16 protein-coding genes are annotated in these 15,879 nt (G+C 49.9%); 2 read left to right on the top strand and 14 right to left on the bottom strand.

Translation table 11 applies throughout. The annotated features are described in order from the left end of the window. The first annotated feature begins 116 nt into the window (after positions 1 to 116). Positions 117 to 485, top strand: coding sequence for a hypothetical protein (locus EH198_RS20845; protein ID WP_185703005.1), 369 nt, complete (start codon positions 117 to 119; stop codon positions 483 to 485). 157 nt (positions 486 to 642) lie between these two features. Here the strand turns inward: EH198_RS20845 and EH198_RS20840 are convergent, their stop codons facing one another. From EH198_RS20840 to EH198_RS20795, 10 genes are all read right to left on the bottom strand, one after another. Then, positions 643 to 2,373, bottom strand: coding sequence for a recombinase family protein (locus EH198_RS20840; protein WP_124697460.1), 1,731 nt, complete (start codon positions 2,371 to 2,373; stop codon positions 643 to 645). After that, positions 2,370 to 3,935, bottom strand: a complete 1,566-nt coding sequence (locus EH198_RS20835) for a recombinase family protein (RefSeq protein WP_124697459.1) — start codon at positions 3,933 to 3,935, stop codon at positions 2,370 to 2,372. Before EH198_RS20835 ends, EH198_RS20840 begins: the two co-directional genes overlap by 4 nt. Beyond that, positions 3,935 to 4,147, bottom strand: coding sequence for a hypothetical protein (locus EH198_RS20830; protein ID WP_148091525.1), 213 nt, complete (start codon positions 4,145 to 4,147; stop codon positions 3,935 to 3,937). Before EH198_RS20830 ends, EH198_RS20835 begins: the two co-directional genes overlap by 1 nt. Positions 4,148 to 4,263: 116 nt before the next feature. Next, positions 4,264 to 4,728, bottom strand: a complete 465-nt coding sequence (locus EH198_RS20825; RefSeq protein ID WP_124697457.1) for a JAB domain-containing protein — start codon at positions 4,726 to 4,728, stop codon at positions 4,264 to 4,266. Next, entirely contained in the window at positions 4,721 to 5,098 is a 378-nt protein-coding gene (locus EH198_RS20820) for a hypothetical protein (protein ID WP_124697456.1), read from the bottom strand. The genes EH198_RS20825 and EH198_RS20820 overlap by 8 nt, the downstream gene beginning before the upstream one ends. Positions 5,099 to 5,423: 325 nt before the next feature. After that, positions 5,424 to 8,378: a bifunctional DNA primase/polymerase gene (locus EH198_RS20815; protein WP_124697455.1), complete on the bottom strand. Its 2,955-nt coding sequence runs from the start codon at positions 8,376 to 8,378 to the stop codon at positions 5,424 to 5,426. Between the two features lie 141 nt (positions 8,379 to 8,519). After that, positions 8,520 to 9,059, bottom strand: a complete 540-nt coding sequence (locus EH198_RS20810) for a hypothetical protein (RefSeq protein ID WP_124697454.1) — start codon at positions 9,057 to 9,059, stop codon at positions 8,520 to 8,522. 168 nt (positions 9,060 to 9,227) lie between these two features. Continuing rightward, positions 9,228 to 10,271: a helix-turn-helix domain-containing protein gene (locus EH198_RS20805; protein WP_185703003.1), complete on the bottom strand. Its 1,044-nt coding sequence runs from the start codon at positions 10,269 to 10,271 to the stop codon at positions 9,228 to 9,230. 130 nt (positions 10,272 to 10,401) lie between these two features. Further along, positions 10,402 to 11,400, bottom strand: coding sequence for a TcaA NTF2-like domain-containing protein (locus EH198_RS20800; RefSeq protein WP_124697452.1), 999 nt, complete (start codon positions 11,398 to 11,400; stop codon positions 10,402 to 10,404). Positions 11,401 to 11,485: 85 nt separating this feature from the next. Further along, positions 11,486 to 12,106, bottom strand: a complete 621-nt coding sequence (locus tag EH198_RS20795; RefSeq protein ID WP_124697451.1) for an EcsC family protein — start codon at positions 12,104 to 12,106, stop codon at positions 11,486 to 11,488. 218 nt (positions 12,107 to 12,324) lie between these two features. Between EH198_RS20795 and EH198_RS20790 the strand changes: the two genes are divergently transcribed. After that, positions 12,325 to 12,696, top strand: a complete 372-nt coding sequence (locus EH198_RS20790; RefSeq protein WP_185703002.1) for a helix-turn-helix domain-containing protein — start codon at positions 12,325 to 12,327, stop codon at positions 12,694 to 12,696. Between the two features lie 34 nt (positions 12,697 to 12,730). Here EH198_RS20790 and EH198_RS20785 read toward each other — a convergent pair whose 3' ends face one another. The 4 genes from EH198_RS20785 to EH198_RS20770 form a co-directional block, all read right to left on the bottom strand. Beyond that, entirely contained in the window at positions 12,731 to 13,753 is a 1,023-nt protein-coding gene (locus EH198_RS20785) for a hypothetical protein (protein WP_124697449.1), read from the bottom strand. Positions 13,754 to 13,825: 72 nt separating this feature from the next. Then, the gene (locus tag EH198_RS20780; RefSeq protein WP_124697448.1) at positions 13,826 to 14,296 is read right to left on the bottom strand and encodes a hypothetical protein; all 471 of its coding nucleotides are present in this window, start codon (positions 14,294 to 14,296) and stop codon (positions 13,826 to 13,828) included. 207 nt (positions 14,297 to 14,503) lie between these two features. After that, the gene (locus EH198_RS20775) at positions 14,504 to 14,929 is read right to left on the bottom strand and encodes a hypothetical protein (protein ID WP_124697447.1); all 426 of its coding nucleotides are present in this window, start codon (positions 14,927 to 14,929) and stop codon (positions 14,504 to 14,506) included. A gap of 157 nt (positions 14,930 to 15,086) precedes the next feature. Further along, positions 15,087 to 15,602: a hypothetical protein gene (locus EH198_RS20770; RefSeq protein ID WP_124697446.1), complete on the bottom strand. Its 516-nt coding sequence runs from the start codon at positions 15,600 to 15,602 to the stop codon at positions 15,087 to 15,089. Between the last annotated feature and the right edge of the window lie 277 nt (positions 15,603 to 15,879).

Below are 15,879 nucleotides of genomic sequence, written 5' to 3'. Positions count from 1 at the left end.
CATTTTAAATTGAGTCTAACTTGTGAATTCTTCGATCAATCGCTAAAATAATATAATTTTCCGGAACATTTCCGATTTCTCGTCATATCCTAAGTTGAAACTATTAATCTATCAACATGACGAAGGAGCTGGAGGTAATGGAAGAGAGAGTTTTGGATGTTGAGGAAATGGAACAGTATGTCGCAAAGGAAACGAACTACCCGTTATTCATAGTACAAACCGTATTAAATACGGAGTTGGATTTCTTAGAGGAAAAGGGCTTAGTAATGGATCAACGTCCAGAAGTGGAAGAAGGGTCAACACGCATTGATGAAGAAGACATCATCGAATATATTTTGGCAAGAACGATGTATTCCGAATTTGCAATAAGCAGCATACTGGAAGCAGAAGAAACTTACATGCTTAATGCAGGACTGATATCCCAAAAATTTGAGTTCACTATGCCAGAGAAAACAATCATGCCCCTTATAGTGCATAGACTCTAGATTTAGAGGTATGAACTGTGCATGCTGAAATCACTTGATGTCGCTTATCCTTTTGAGCCCCTTCATTCGATTTTGAGCGGAGGGGCTCACGTGTTTGGAAATAATTGACACGATACTTATTCCCAGTATAAGATTTTCAACTGTCTAATGTTCTAAATCAAATTACCACCGTCACTCCTCCCTTTAGTGTTTCACCTCCTTTCAAAGAAAATGCCCCTTCCGGCGCGTTCACGCCAGAAGGGGCTGCGTTTAAAAAATGCTCTTGGCTCTCCTCGTCAAAAGCCAATTCAATCCGGTCTATCCTTTTGTCAGGACCGATCGTTATTTTCTTCACCATCATCCGAAGCAGTGTCTTACGTTGCTCGGTGTCAGACAAGCGGAGCAAGCCCTCCAGATGGCCGATCAAAGTTCGCAACGTGTCGTAATCGATGGGCTCGCCGCCGCTTCTCTCCAGTTCTCTTACCAATTGAACCCGGCGGTAATCTAACTCGGAAAACTCTTCCTCCAGTTCATTCAGGCGACGGGAGAACATCTCTTTGTCGAAATCCTCAGTCTCGAACAGCTCCATATACCTCTGCCGCTTGACCGAGTTATCTTCCAGTTTCGCGGTCAGAGTGATAAGCTCTTGCCGGAGAGACCCAGAGCCCCCTTTTCTCCGCGCGTTGACGTTTTGTAAGATTCCCCGCAGAATGTGCGGCTTGTCGATGACTTCCTTCAAACGATCAAACACATATTGCTCTGCTTCTGCTTTACGGACACTGTTGGCGCTGCATACGGAGCTTCCCTTACTTCTCATGGCCGAACAAGAATAATAAAGACGAATAACCAGATTACCGTTCTTATCCTTATTGTTGGTGCGGCTGGCTGTCATTGCCGAACCGCATTGCGGGCAACGAAGCAGCCCGGTCAGTAGGAAGTCTCCCTGATACTTTTTGACCGACAAGTGCGATTTTTTCTGCCGGAGGAATTGGACCTTGTCCCAGAGTGCCTGCTCAATGATGGGCGGATGCTGACCATCGGCAATCACGGGTTCGTCGTTCTTTCCCTTGCGCCGCTGCTCATTCCAGTTAATAAACCGGCCGTAGCGAATTTTACCGATATAGAACGGGTTATCCAAAATATCCTTAACGGCACAGGTGGAAAAGGGATTGCCCTTTTTAGTCCGGTAGCCGCTCCGGTTCAGTCCGTTGGCGATATATCGGTAGCCGTGCCCGGAGGCAAATTGCTGAAACATACGTTGGACTAAGGCTGCTTCGGTGGGCTCAATCTCCACTGTGCCCGCCTGTTTCCGTCCGGAGGTCTGATTGCTTCTCAGACGATAGCCAATAGGGGGTTTGGACATATGGCCTCCCTCGGAAACCCGCTGATGGATGCCGAGTTCAGCGTTCTCCAGGATTGACTCCCGTTCCATTTCGTTGAGGGTACCCATGATGGATGCCATCATTTTTCCTTGAAATGTGGACATGTCGAGTTGCTCGGAGTATGAATGAAAGAAGATACCGAGTCCCTTCCATTCTTCGGTGAGTGTCAAAAATTCCAAGTTATTTCTGGCCAACCTTGAAATCTTCCAGACCAGAACTTCATTGAAGTGTCCTTCCCGGGCATCACATATCAGTCTTTGCAGCCCCGGACGGTTCTCGGCGCTCTTACCGCTGATGCCCCTGTCTTCGTATACCCGGAAGACCGTTCTGCCCGTAGCTTCGCAGAATTTAAGCAGTAATTCCGCTTGAGCTTCCAGAGAATTACCAAAAATGACTTGCTGGACGGAACTCACCCGGATATATATGGCGGTCACCACGCGTCGATCTTGATCAATGTCAATTCGGGATTTACTTCGCTTGCTTCGAAAGGGCGACGGAGGCCCGGTGGTGTGTAATCGCGGTGTCATAATACCTCCTCAGAAATAGGAATTTGAAAAAGAGCAGGACTGCCGTGGATCACGGCTTGCGAAAAATTACGGTTGGAGACCAAGTCAATTCGCTCAACCAACAATCGGATTAACTCCTGTTGTCGCCCCGGAGGCTGATCTTGCAGCAAGGAGCGGAGCACAGCCAGCGCTTCCCGGATTTGCTTGTCGGAAATGCGCTGACGCTGGGCTTCGGCCATCTCGGTTTCCAAACGTTCCTTCTCTTGCCGGAATTGGAGGAGATGTGCTTTGAGCCGTCCTGAACTCTCAGACAGTGTAGCGGCATCCAATTCTCCCGACTCAAAACTTAACATCTGTTTGCGTATTTCCGTTTCTGTATCAGCCAGAGAGTGACTGACCTGCAGAAGCTCCCGTCGTAAAGGTTGAGTGCGGTGATCGAGCCTATCCTGCACGGCTCTGCTCAGCGGCTCAAAAGCCAACGTTCCCTCAAGAGCCACATGAAGCCGCTTGAAGAACCAATCCTCAATAGCATCCGCCAGAACGGCATTTCGCTTGCATGTCCCTGCACCTTGGTTATTATAGGTCCCACAAACATAGTAAAAGTTCACTCGGAACGTTCCGTCTTTTCTCGGACTCTTAGTATGGCCTGGAATCATGCCTTTTCCGCAAGACGGACATTTCAAAACACCGACCAACGGGAAGGGACGCTGGATTTGCTTGCTTGGAATAGCACTTCTTTTTTGAAGGCTGGCCTGGACTTTGTCCCATAGAGCGGGTTCGATCAATGGAGGCTGTGGACCTTGTGTCCAACCGAACGCTGTCGTTTTTTGCCCGGATGGATCGGGCCATTCCCGGTACTTCACTTCACCAAGGTAATTACGGTTGCGCAAGATATTCCGTATTGAAGCCACCGAGAAACGCTTTCCGTTAACAGTATTCAGGCCTTCCCGGTTAAGCCTTGAAGCAATTGCCTTGTAGCCCAGAGAATCTTCGGCATACCATTTAAAGACTCGGCGAACCCAATCGGCTTCTTCAGGCACAATGACAATAGTCCCTTTGGGATCGAGAGGATTGCTGGAGAGGCGGTAGCCCCACACGTTGTTGCCTGCGTTCCAATCCCCTCTGCGGCTTTTGCGGTTCATGGTCAAGCTGACATTTTCGGCAATGACCGACCGCTGAAACTCGGCGAAAATGCCGTGGACCTGCATCATCAGCCTTCCTTGAATAGTCTCACTGTCAAAACGCTCGCTGAGACTGTACAAACGGACACCGCAGTGCCGAAGATGTTCGACGATGTTCAGCAAGTCTAGAAAATTCCGGGCCAATCGGCTTATCGACCACACGACAAGAACATCAAAGTGCCCCCTTTCCGCATCGCGCAGCATTTTGTCAACTCCGGGCCTGTTTGTCGCATCTTTCCCCGAAATGCCAGCATCCACGTAATCGGCAACCAATGGAATGCGGCTTGCATCGCACATCTTGGAAATGGCCTCGTGCTGACCTTGGAGGCTAAATCCGTGGGTGGCCTGCCTTTCCAAGCTGACCCGGCGGTATTCGGCGGCTCTTGAACCGGACAGGAACATCAGGACACTAGCCGGAAGTCCTTCGTCCCGAGAAGCTCGGCGGTCAACTCCCAGTGCAGACGATCTTCCTCCTCGCGCTCCATCAGCTCGAGCACGGCGGCCCTCACCTGCGGCGGGGCCTGTATGTTCAAGTAGCGAACGATCATGTCAGCCAGAATATCCATTGCAAGGCTTAGACCTGTTTCTTGTGTTACTTGAATATCCATAGACAACGCTCCTTTACTTTTTCTTCTTTCGGTACTCAATAATCTCAAAGATGAACAACGTTACAGCATTGACCAAACCAATGACTGCCCTCTTCATAGGCGCTCACTTCCCTCGTAGGCCATTAAATCAGCCCCCGTTCCTTCATGCTCACGAAACTGCCGTCTCCGATGATAATATGGTCCAGCAGGTCGATAGAGAGCAGCTTCCCAGATTCAAAGAGGTGCCTGGAAACCTCAATATCTTCCTTACTCGGTGATGGGTCGCCTGATGGGTGGTTATGGAAACACATCAGCGATGCAGCATTGGAAAGCATACAGATTTTATAGACCTCTCGGGGATGGACAAGAGAAGCATTCAGAGTTCCTACCGAAACGATTTGAAAGGCGTTCGGTTGGTTCTTGGTATCCAGCGTTAGAACAGCAAAAATCTCTCGATCAAAGTCGCTATCCCCAATGAGTTGCCGGAAGAGTGCGTCGGCATCCTCCGGTCTGCGGATGATCCTTTGGGGGTAGAGAAGCGACGTTTTTTCCCGGAACATTTTAAGGGTTACATACTCAATCCGCTTGGCAGCATTCCTCTTACTCATGGGTTGAGCCCCCTATACACCGTTCGGTAAGCCAGTCCAACGTCTCGTTGTCCAGCACAAACGCTGGGATGATGTACTGAGCCAGCCAATCGTTGTCTAGCAGAACTCCGGCCCTAAAGGTAAACGTTCCTTGGAGCTCAATGCGTTCTACGTACTCTAAGCTCATGGGCTGCCCGTTCAACAACGCCAAAACGTTGTCCCCCGGTTCACACAAAATGAGTGGGTGTGAAAGCAGATACTCTACCTCCTCCCCAGGTTCAGCCTCCGCCTGCAGCCTCTCCAACAGTTCGTAGACGAAGCGAAGCAGCACCTGAGGAAGTGCATCTTTTCTCGGCTTAGCCAGGTCTTCCAGTGATTGAATCGTAACCATGTCTTGATCTTGCCCCTTTCCAGTAGATAGATATGGAATCAAGATCATAATATTTGGTAATAAATCACATTGTTTCGCTTTGATTAGACTAGAACGGACTTAGGCGACCCGACCTGTGTTCGCCTGCACTTCCCCCCGTCCCCCCTCGACCCACCGAGAAAACGGGGGTCTGGAAGCCCACACCGACAAAAAGGGATCTTTAGAGAAAAGTCAGGGGGGTGGTGGGGTTTTTCTTTGAATGATGTTGACTTTGTTGGCCTTCTGTCCGCCCCCTGGCCCAAAGGCCCGGGGGGAAGTTCCCCTTTTTGGGGGGGAATGTTGAGATTCAGGTTTCAAAAGGGCCGGAGCTTGGCTTGGGACGGTCCACAGCGGCCTTACGGACTTTTTCTCGATCTTCAGCCTCCGGGTCTCTCTCCCAAATGGCCGAGCGTTTGATCCAAATGGTGTTGATCCGCTCCCCGTCAATGGTCTTCCTCCGAGCGAACTTGGTCTTCTCCTTGCCGCCCTCGCGGGTGATTTCTGGTTCCAGCAGACCGTCGAAGTGGAGTTGTCTCCAGAGATCTTTCATTTTGAGCGGAACCTGTTCCTGACGCTTGGACAAGAAGGCGCTGACCTCGTTGTACAGGACGTCCGGGAGAAAGAAAAAGTGCTCGTTGTCACGCCAGCCGACGTGAGTTCCTCTTGAAATTGTCCCTCCGAAATCCTCTTGGCTCGTCGAACTTGACGGAAGGGTGCAGAGCGAACCGTTTTGCAACAGTTCGCCGACGATGGACAGGAACTGTTCGCCTGGACGGGCATCTTGAACCTGTTCACTCTGCTGTTCGGACAGCGAAAGCAAGGTGCTCCAGCCTTCATCCAGCCGCAATTGTCGCTCCGTCTCCGTCAGAACGCCCTCAAGGACGGCGAACTTCAAAAGGTTGTCCCAACCCAGGAACAGCCAGGCGGCGTTTTCCGCCAATCTGCCGTGGCTTTGACCGGGCAGAGCGAGGTCGCGACGTTCGTGGAACGTTTGCCGGAGCTCTTCCACAAATCCGGGTTCCGACATCTGTTCCCCGACCCAGGCGACGTACCCAGCCATCGTGTGGGTCAAGAGGCCGCTTTGCCGCTGGGCGACGGTCAGTTTCGCTAAGTTGATATCATCCGGACGAAGCTCCACACCTTGGAGGCGGGCGCTGCTGGAATGTCCGTCGGGCTGCTGCTCCCCTGTGACAATCGCGAGTCCCTTGGCGGCGTAATCGGTCCGCAGGGAAGCGTCGGCTTTCATTCGGCCCCGGCCAACCCTGTCCCCGAAGCTGCGAATCAGGAACTGTGCGGTCTGCTCCATCTTCCGCGCTTCGGCGGGGCTGGCGCTGGGGTGGAAGTCGTCGATCCACAGCAGAGAGTCCTTGCAGTCAAAGGCCCTTTTTTCCAGCGAGTTGGCCGTGTCCTTGAAGCTGGCGGGTGGGCTCTTGGGCGTGAACGGTCCAAAGTGGGACATTACCAGCGCCGAAAGTGTTGACTTGCGGGTGCCGGTCACGCCGTAGAGCCAAAGCAGAAAGGCAGGCTCAATCCCACCTTGCCGAAGTGCCTCGCAGAGCGGACTCAGAAAGACGGCCGACAGGAGCGGCAGCATGACTTCGGGCTTGGCAATCTTCAGAAGGTTCAGACTGGCTCGAATCGGTTCTTGAAGAGAAGCGTCTGTTTCTGTCAGAACGTACTTCTCCAGCCGTTTGTCCAACTGGACCTCGACATTCTCCTCTCCCACACAACCTCCCCCGTGCAGGTACCGCCAGCCTCCGGGGAACTGCCGGAAGCCGAGGTGGGCGTACACGGTTTTCTTCAGCGCGTCTTTGCTTAGATGTTGGATGAGGTGGCGCATTTTCTGCTTGACCGCGATTTCCGGCTCCAGATTGGCGCTTAACCCCCAGCGAAAAATCCAGGCCAAGGCTTCGAATTCCTCCTGTTTGACCTCAAGGGGGGGCAAGGGCTTCCAGGTGTCCAGGGACACGCCTTGAATCGTGAAAAATTGCCGTGCCTCTGCGCCGTCATCTGCAAGAACCGTTGCGGAGGCGTAAGCCACAAAGTTGGCAATGGGGTGGAAAGTCTCCGCGCCCTTCTTGCCGTAAGAGATCTCTCCCACCTTGCCGTCCTTGATCTGGTACTGTCCCTCTGCCAGCCTTTTCTCAATATGCTCCGGCAGGGCGGACTTGGATTTCTTTTGCCTTACCACATCCGCCGGGGAGTTGGAAATCTGTCCGTCTTTTGACCGGACGGAACTGAAGCAGGACTTCACCTGATCGGGCGAACAGCCGAAGGAGGCGCAGCGCGGAGGACCGAAGGCTTCGGCCTTGGAGTCCGTCTCCATCTTGGCCAATCTGGACTCGCTGTGTTCGTCGTGTTTCTCCGACGCTTCCGAGAAGACACGGGCTTCTTCCGGTTTCCCCAAGCGTGTGAGCAGGGAGATGGTCTTGAACCAGTCGTCCTCGCTGCATCCGTCGTCCGCCTGTTCGTCGGTGATTTGGAGGAGGCGAGGACACCCCCGGGACATCCGCTCCAGTGTCGGGGTCTGTTCCAGGAGCGCAGCGACATTGACGGCTGGGGAAGAAACGACGAAGGAGGCGTTTAAAGCGCTTTTTCCGGTTGAAGCTGGGTGAAGGTCCAACTCTTTTAGAATGACTTCTTGAACGTCCTCCTGCGAGGGATCGGCATCCTCCTTCTGGACATCGTCGTCAAAAAGGTCGTTTGCTGCCCAAGCGAGGTTCATCCTTCGCAGCATCCACTCCGGTGCCGGGGCCAGCGGCAAGTCGTTGGGGCTACCGCCTTCCTCCCATTCGTAGCGTCCGCCATTGGCGTGAACGGAGCCGGGAATGACCGTACATTGGCCGTCCCCCAACAGTTCAAGGGCCTCGTGTTTGGAGATAGGCGAGGAAAAAGAGGCTTTATTGAACACCCAACCGTTCGGAACCTCGTACAAGTGCCGGTAACCTCCGCCAGGCGTCGAGTATCGCCAAGTGGGGGGAAGATCGCCGCCGGACAGTTCCTCCAGCTTCTCTCGCCCGAAATCCCCGTCTACGTCAATGGCGACAATTCCAGAGCGTTGACCGAGAACCAGCCCAACATTCCATTCCAGGTGTTTGGCGAACCAGTCCTTGAGTTGGAGCGGATCGGAGCTGGATCGGTGGCTCCAGTTTGCAATCAATGGAGCCTTGCCTGGGCGCTTGCACCGTTCCCGATGTTCTTCTGTGACCCCGCTGTGATCGTGCGAACACATGGGGAAGACGGGCTTACTATGGCTTGCCATGAGCAATGCCCCTCTCAGACCGTTTAACGTTTGCCCCACAGGGAAGTCTCTCGTCTCGCGTTGATTTTCAGTTGTCAAAGTGCATGTCCTCCAGTAGTGGTGATGCGGACGGCTCACCCACGAAGGCGAACCGTCCGTTTTTTATTCGTACTGATCTTCGTCTTCTGTCACTTCCGGGTAAGAGTCGTCAGAATCGGTATCGAAATCGTCGGGGATGAGTTCCGTCTGGACAAGGTTGGGGTATGACCTGCCGTTTTTGGTGTTGACCTTGATTGTGAGCAGCAGTTCTTGTCCGACAAGATCATCTAGCTGAACATCTTCGCCCAGCTCCGGCATGCAGCCACTGACTTCCAACAATTCTACGAAGGGAGAGGTTCTTTTCCATTCCACTTTGACCAGAATGGAATCGGAGAAAGATTCGCCATCACCGTTGGTGAAGGTAGCCTGAATTCGTAGTTGAGGGTTGTTGTCAGGCGAGACAACGCTTGCCCGCTCAATCTTGGCTGTGTGAGGTCCATCTTTCAGTTCAACTGATTCACGTCGGGTCAGCGGTCCGTAGGACGATGAAGGAGGGCGATTCAAGGTTGGGTTTTGGCTAACCGGGTTGGTTCTGAGTGTTGGTCTGTTTGAGGTGTTGCCCACAGAACTTCTTAGAGCTGGTATTTTTTTAATGCTTGCCATTAGAATCAGTCTCCTCTATTAGTAGGTTGGACTTGCGTCTTTACATTAACATCTGCACACTCTAGACCAGCGAGTTGGTCCATCATTTGGGCTAGGAAGTTCCCAGAACAAAAAAACAGCAGGGCCTTTGTAGGCCGTGCTGTGATTGATGATTGATGAAATTTAGTTTTATTTTCGAAATAGTGTCGTCAGTTCTGGTGCTATTAGGCAAATCTCTTTCTCAGCTCTTCGATGAAGCGCGTCAATGCTAGGTTCATCTATAGTTCTTATCCCGGAGAAATCTCTTTTTAATTCTGACTCCAGATATTGAAGGTGCTTATAACCGTTCTTAAGATTCGAATTTAAAAAATGAGCTTCCACTCTTGGTTTATCAGTTGATTTGTACTTCTCCGAAATTCTAAATCTGTAAAGAACAGACTTGTTTTTCTGTGTAGGAAGTAGAAGAAGATGCATACTATGTTCAAAATTCTCAAAAGAGTATTCAATGATGTTGTGAAAAAAAGAGGCATAGAGTTCTCTGAAATTAGTCTCTCGTTGTAAGCTGTTTTTCGCAGATCGAGAAAAGGGCGATATGGAAAAAAGGTACGGCTTTTTTGACAAGCTTTCCGTGGGTTCGTCCTCTTGACAGTTATCGCCTTCTGAATAATGATTTAAATTTATTGCAAAAAAGCAGTAGTAGTCAATTAAATAATGAACATTTACCGTACCCCGTTTTCCTCTATCATTACCTAGTTTAAATCCATGCACTAGCCAAACGCTATCTGCTAGTGAATGCAGTTCTAGGTGCTTACGTAAACCTTTGAGATCAGTTGAAAGAGCTTCAACAGATTTGGAGGGGTTTTCTTTATAGTGTTCAAAGAGTACTTTGTTGCACTCTAAATAAGACGACGAACCCGTCTGCGTTTGTAACATAGAAGGAAGCCATTTATTCAAGATAAAATCATATTTCAGAGGGCTTTCTTCGATAAGCTTGCTAATATCCTCTGGAATTATGAGTCTTTTCCTTCCACGATTTTCTTGCTGTATTCTGTTGATTCCATTTTGTTGAAAGTCCCTTATGTACCGTTGAACGCTACGCTGGCTAATTCCCATTTCTTTAGATATTTTTGTGGTTGAATATCCGTCTTTTAGATACATCAATATACAAGTTGCCCGCAGGCTTGCCCGCTTATTGTTGGATTGCTTTAGTTGTATGAGTACCTCAATTCCCATGCTTAGCTCCTGTTTTTTTAGTCTATTATAACGCGTGCGGTCAACGGTAACAAAAAAAGCATTGCCCGCTGAGGAGCAATGCTGTGAAGCTAAACGGAAATAATGTGGAAAATAACAAGATATAATAAAATTACTCTGCCTTGTCGATTGAACTAAATTGAAATACCCCTTGATCGACCTGAAGGGCGGTGTACGTCCAAACGTTTTCAGTCGTCTTCTCTGTGCCATCTGCTGAAATGACCTTAATTTGTTCTCGTACCTTCATGCCGAGCGTACTGCTGTCCTCGTCGTAGGACGTGGATTGAATCTCGTAATCAACCAGTTCTTCACGGGTGCCCTTCGCGCTGAGCGTTTGGACAAGTTTTTGCTGCTGAGTGTAGAGGTCACTATCATATAGTAAATGAATCTCCACGAGGGAAAAGTCCCCGGTGTTAATGGCTTCGATCAGAGAGTTTAGGTATCCCAGGTAGTTGTCCTCAAAAATGAAATCGTCAGACTTGGCGTCGCCGCCTTCGATGATCGGACTGTTCTCCACAGATGAAGGTTCTTCCGCAGGAGTAACAGTAGCAGTTGCGTCAGAAGGGGAAGACGAGCCGCCTTCAAAAGAAGTGATTCGGTACACAGCATTTTGCCCTACGTTGAAAATGAGTTCACTCACTTCCTCAGGTTGGACGACGAAGCCTACGCGAAGTGTTCGCTGTCCGCCAGGCAAAACCGTCGCGGTTTGGATATCGCCGGACTCCACGGTTTCCGCAGTTGGATCGCTCTCCAACAGTTCCTTGTTGACCGTGAGCAGGTTGAATGCCCGACCGGAGACTTCCAGCGGATTGTCAGTGCCGTTTTGCAGAGTGAGGTCAAACACCAAGAATTCATGATCGAACACATCTTTGGTCATTTCCGCACTGTTGATTTGGATGAGAAGCCCCTTGTACTCCGTTTTCCACAGATGGCCGGCTGGAGGCTCTGCCGCTGTCGTACTGGTGTCGGTTGTGGGTGCCTGAGTTTGTGTTGTTACGACATCGGTACTTGTGGTTGGCGAAGGAGCCGGGTCAGCGGCGTTCTTTGAGGCGCAGCCGGACATAAGCAGAGTGGCTGCCAAGATAGCAAAAGTAATGAAGTTTCTTTTCATGTAATATCTCCTTGGATAATAAATAATGTGAAAATGGCTGTTAAACTAAGCGCTTCATAGAGGGTATGAACAGTGTCTTCTGAATTCATTCCGTAAAAAGTCTACGGGCAGTGTTACCAACTACATTGGTAGAGACACCATCAAATACGGCACCTGTAACCCCTCCGACCAGCGGAATCATCTTGGAAAGGTTGATGACCCCCTTGGTTCCGAACTTGGTAAGTAGACGAAAACCCACTTTTTTGTTGATATTTATCAGCACCTTACCAGACAGACCTCTGAGTGCGCTCTCCGCTGCCTTTTTGCCCACTACAATACCGACATCCTTCAAAATATCTGTGATTCCGTTGCCGCACAGACAGAGGTACGCCATGGTGCGAACTTGGTCTTCTTTCACATCCCGTCCCGACATGACGGCGATAGCGGCGATCATCCGTAGCTGGATGTAGAGAACAGAAGCCAGATTTGCCGGAATTGCGGCAGGCAGGGTGACAATCCCACCGAGGCCTGTCAGGAATCCGCTGGTTGCGCTCTTGGTGTTCTGCCATCGGATCAGCGAACTAATTTGGACGTTCAAGTCACCTTTCTTTTGTGAAAATTCCTCCGCCAGCTCGTAGGCATCGCTTGTACCAGGTATGCCTCCCGTCACCGCCTTTTCGTATGCCCAGTCTAATGCTTGGTTAACAGCCTGATGTGTAATTTTCATTTTCTAATGCCACCTTCACTTATAAGCGTATAATTTAAGAAAGTATGAGATTTGGTAATAGTGATCTGAAGATCAATCCCCCACATTTACAGGACAAAATTACCAAAGTTAATTAAATTATAATAACCTATAAGTTATTGTGCAATGAATATTCGACCAAATAGATAACTACACGTCACCTCCTAACTTTACTAGTCTCAAATAGAGAGGTGGCAAAGTTGAAAAATACTGATATTCAAGTACTGGTAGGAGCAAAATTAAGATATTTAAGAAAAATAAAAGGATTGTCGCAAAAGGAGGCTGCTGAGAGGGTAGGTGTGACAGACGTTTACTGGGGAGCAGTTGAGCGTGGATCACGTAACTTATCAGTTCAGTCTTTAAGCAAGCTTGCGTCGGCTCTTGAAGTCACAGTATGGGAGCTATTTCGTTTTGAAGAGCTTGAAATTGACACGGAGATTCATGAAAAAAGACAGGTTGCTCAAATTGCACATTCTCTATTGTTGACACGAAGCCTTGGAGAGAGCAAAATGGCACTGGATGTTCTAAGAAGGATTTTTGAAACCTTTGACAATGAAAAGAAAATAAAATGATAGGCCCACTTCATTAAGAGTTGGGTCTATTTTTTTATACGATATACTTGGAATTCAAATTCACCTTCTCCTTAGAATGGCTGTCATAAAATTTCATGTCTCGCGTGGACTGGTTCGCCTGTTCGGTAAATGCACGGCTTATCTCAGGTTTGTCAAAAACCCAAAAGTCTCTCTGCCGTTGCTGACTAAAGAGACTCACGAGTGCATATTTAAAGCTCGCCTCGTTACAGATCCCAGCCGTGCCGACTGGAAGCAAATCCACCACTTCGCCTACCGTGAACTCTGTAGTGGTGCTGCCTTGGGCTTCCAAAGTCAGAAGAAAGCAGGTGAACAGCATGTCGCAGTTGGCCCGTCCCACAATTTGGTCCAACCGGAAGCGCTTTGAGGAAAGGTCATTCCAAGAGAATGCCCTTATGGAAGGCTCCTTGGTCCGAAAATCCGGCGACACTAGTTTGTAGGCGTGTCGGTTGCCGTAACCCTTCAGGAAACGATTAAGTTTTATCCGTGTATCTTCTTTGTCGGGCAGTTTTGGAAGGACGGAACGGAAAAAGGCGGTGTAGTCCACCAAATCGGCAAACCCCAACCGGTTGTCTTCTCCTTGGTAGGCATGGCCAATTTCCTGGAGCAACTCCCGCATGGCATCCATTCGGTGACGATCCGCAAGCTCAAAATCGTTCGGGCGCTGGAGATGAAGTAGAAGCGCAGCTGCGCTGAAGCCATTGTTCCAGTCTGGAAGTTGTGCCTGCCAGAACTGAAAAAACTCTTTCGGCTCTGCCGAAGCCAATGGCAAGAACTCCGTCCAGGCATCGAGAATGGCAGAGATCGTGCGAGACACGGCAGAGGGCAGGCTCTGCCGCTGCCACCCGCCGAAGTGCCAGCCGAGGGCCTTTTTGATCGTCAATGGGGGAACCGAGGCCGGATCACAGAAAGTTTTGCGCCATTCCTCTAGCGGTTCTACCGGATATCGGGCGTAGGGGAAACGCCCCAAATGTTCGTCGATTCGCTCCTGAATGACAGCGGACACAGCGCGCTTTTCTTTTTCGCTAAATGTAATCATGATATGCTCCCTTCGAGTGTTTACATTGTAAGAAATCCTTTTAAACAACGCCTTCATCCGGCAATCAGCAAGCTACTTGCCAAAATAGTCGGCAAACGGGTCTTCAGTGGGGGAGTTTGCTCTCCAGTCGGCCTCTTTGGATTCGCGCTTATCTAGTCCATCGGCAAATGCTGCCCTAGCTTCATCCGAGACCCACAGCGGAGAAGCCAACTCCGAGACCCAATTCACCGCTAAAGCATTGGGACTTCCCTCGACAATTGGCGGTTCGTTCGCCAGCGCCTCCTCGTCAAGTAGCCGGAGGACATTCCCGGCCAACGCGACGTCGAGATCTGTCCCGTCCCAGTAAGGATTCACTGTGTCACCTTCACTGTAGGTCAGCGCCAATCGTAATCTCCAGTACGATTCACCCAACTTGTCCCTCGCTCCATCTCTACGGGCCGCGACTGCCAGCAGGTGTATTGTCCCGTCGTAATCAAATGTTTCCTTCAGAAATTCCAGCAGGTGCTGCCTCAGGCTTTCACTTGTGTAAAAGTCCTCGTCCATGTCAATCTCCTCCTAATTTATTGGCGTTCAATATATTAATATTTGCCTGTGTTTTTTTGCTTTACGGAAAAGAAAACCCCTACCCGTCATATACGGGTAGGGGAAGATAGATGTATTTAGGACGTAGCAGGATAGTTACAACAGGCAATGTAGTCTTTGCAGATATAACAGGCCCATCATTGTCCACCTGAGCTGCGAGAAGAACAATTACAAGTTACGAAGCAGTACGGCGTCTTTGCATTCGGGGTCACGGGAAACCGCGTACTTTTTCCCTTGCCACTCGACCCACAATCCGAAACTGACTAAATCTTCGTGCGGATGATCGACCCGCTCTTTGTAAAGGTCGGAAAAGTCGGTGATTCTGCTGAGAATGTCCGCCTCTTCGACGTAGAAGCAGTCAATGACGCTCCGAGTGGCCCGGCAACCCATTTGTCTGTGGCCTTGCCGGGTCGTAAAAGTATAGTAGTCAGCGCCCAACTCTTTCCCCAGCCTTCTCCAAAACTTCTCAGTCTGCCGGGTCAGGTCGCCTTCGTCGGTGATGTGGCGTGGTAAGATGCTGTAAGCCCTGGTGATGATGCCGACCGGCATTTCCTCTTCGGGAAGACCGCTGTTTTGCCGCAATGGATAACTCATGTTGTACCTCCTTGATTGGGTTGAGTAATATGATGTCCTTTGAAGCTTTGTGAACAACTGAGCCAAATTCCGTAAAGGTGCTGGGCAAACCCATCTCAAACTGTTATATCCTTGGATGCTTGCCAGGACCTGTTGCGGACGAGAAGCGGCAGAGAGGTTAGGAAAGTTGTCCTTCGTCGAAGGTATCCTCTGATTGGACGGAGAGAGGGAGGCTGGCTGGCTGTTGTGCCTTTATTGGGAAAAAGGCTACTGGCTCGCCGTCCTCCGTCTCCATGAGTGAACATTCACCGAAGGAAATGCTGCTGCGCCCGCTGAAGTCCAGCTCAAAGCTGTAGGTCAGGCTATCGACCAGCGGGGCGGAGTAAATGACGGACTTGTTGGCGAGTGTCTTCAGCGTGAAGCGTGCATCGTTCTCGGGAAGACGTTCGCCCAAAGCCACCCCGTCTTCACCAATGGCAACCTGGACTGTTGTGAGTGCTCCGAAATGCTCCAACACCTTCGGGGAAATAGCAACTCTTTTTCCACACTTGGGTGTGTTCACAATAGTCAGGAGCGCGGGTTTCCCGATACGACTGGTACGTTGCTTTCCGGAGAATGAAGGGGCTTTGAATTTCGAGCTGTCGTAGGGCAGAGTTGTTTCGGTTGTCATGTCGTTCTTTTCACGATTGAACATTGAACATTTCTCCTCTATAATTATTCATATCATTACCCATAAACATAAAGAGAAATTATGGGGTAACCGCATAATAGCAGTAAAAATAAAAGAAGTAAACATTACCTCAGTGTGCTTGCCTGTAGATAATTATGTGTTAATTGTGTATTTATGAATAAAAATATTCATTAAAGATGTGTGTGCTCTCTTTCGTGAAAGACTTCCATGGGAAGAATCTATGCAGAGTTGTTTCGCTGCGAGATACAGGCGGAAAAAGCAAGACTGAGCTCTTTTTGAA

It is taken from the genome of Paenibacillus rhizophilus (assembly GCF_003854965.1).
Taxonomy (GTDB): Bacteria; Bacillota; Bacilli; order Paenibacillales; family Paenibacillaceae; genus Paenibacillus_AQ; species Paenibacillus_AQ rhizophilus.
The sequence above is the reverse complement of the archived record's forward strand: the minus strand, read 5'-3'. Positions and strand labels throughout refer to the sequence as shown.

Bases quoted from the DNA above. Each gene is read 5' to 3' on its own strand.
- EH198_RS20845 (WP_185703005.1), top strand. From the start codon at position 117: ATGACGAAGGAGCTGGAGGTAATGGAAGAGAGAGTTTTGGATGTTGAG.
- EH198_RS20840 (WP_124697460.1), bottom strand. From the start codon at position 2,373: ATGACACCGCGATTACACACCACCGGGCCTCCGTCGCCCTTTCGAAGC.
- EH198_RS20835 (WP_124697459.1), bottom strand. From the start codon at position 3,935: ATGTTCCTGTCCGGTTCAAGAGCCGCCGAATACCGCCGGGTCAGCTTG.
- EH198_RS20825 (WP_124697457.1), bottom strand. From the start codon at position 4,728: ATGAGTAAGAGGAATGCTGCCAAGCGGATTGAGTATGTAACCCTTAAA.
- EH198_RS20820 (WP_124697456.1), bottom strand. From the start codon at position 5,098: ATGGTTACGATTCAATCACTGGAAGACCTGGCTAAGCCGAGAAAAGAT.
- EH198_RS20815 (WP_124697455.1), bottom strand. From the start codon at position 8,378: ATGGCAAGCCATAGTAAGCCCGTCTTCCCCATGTGTTCGCACGATCAC.
- EH198_RS20810 (WP_124697454.1), bottom strand. From the start codon at position 9,059: ATGGCAAGCATTAAAAAAATACCAGCTCTAAGAAGTTCTGTGGGCAAC.
- EH198_RS20805 (WP_185703003.1), bottom strand. From the start codon at position 10,271: ATGGGAATTGAGGTACTCATACAACTAAAGCAATCCAACAATAAGCGG.
- EH198_RS20800 (WP_124697452.1), bottom strand. From the start codon at position 11,400: ATGAAAAGAAACTTCATTACTTTTGCTATCTTGGCAGCCACTCTGCTT.
- EH198_RS20795 (WP_124697451.1), bottom strand. From the start codon at position 12,106: ATGAAAATTACACATCAGGCTGTTAACCAAGCATTAGACTGGGCATAC.
- EH198_RS20785 (WP_124697449.1), bottom strand. From the start codon at position 13,753: ATGATTACATTTAGCGAAAAAGAAAAGCGCGCTGTGTCCGCTGTCATT.
- EH198_RS20780 (WP_124697448.1), bottom strand. From the start codon at position 14,296: ATGGACGAGGACTTTTACACAAGTGAAAGCCTGAGGCAGCACCTGCTG.
- EH198_RS20775 (WP_124697447.1), bottom strand. From the start codon at position 14,929: ATGAGTTATCCATTGCGGCAAAACAGCGGTCTTCCCGAAGAGGAAATG.
- EH198_RS20770 (WP_124697446.1), bottom strand. From the start codon at position 15,602: ATGTTCAATCGTGAAAAGAACGACATGACAACCGAAACAACTCTGCCC.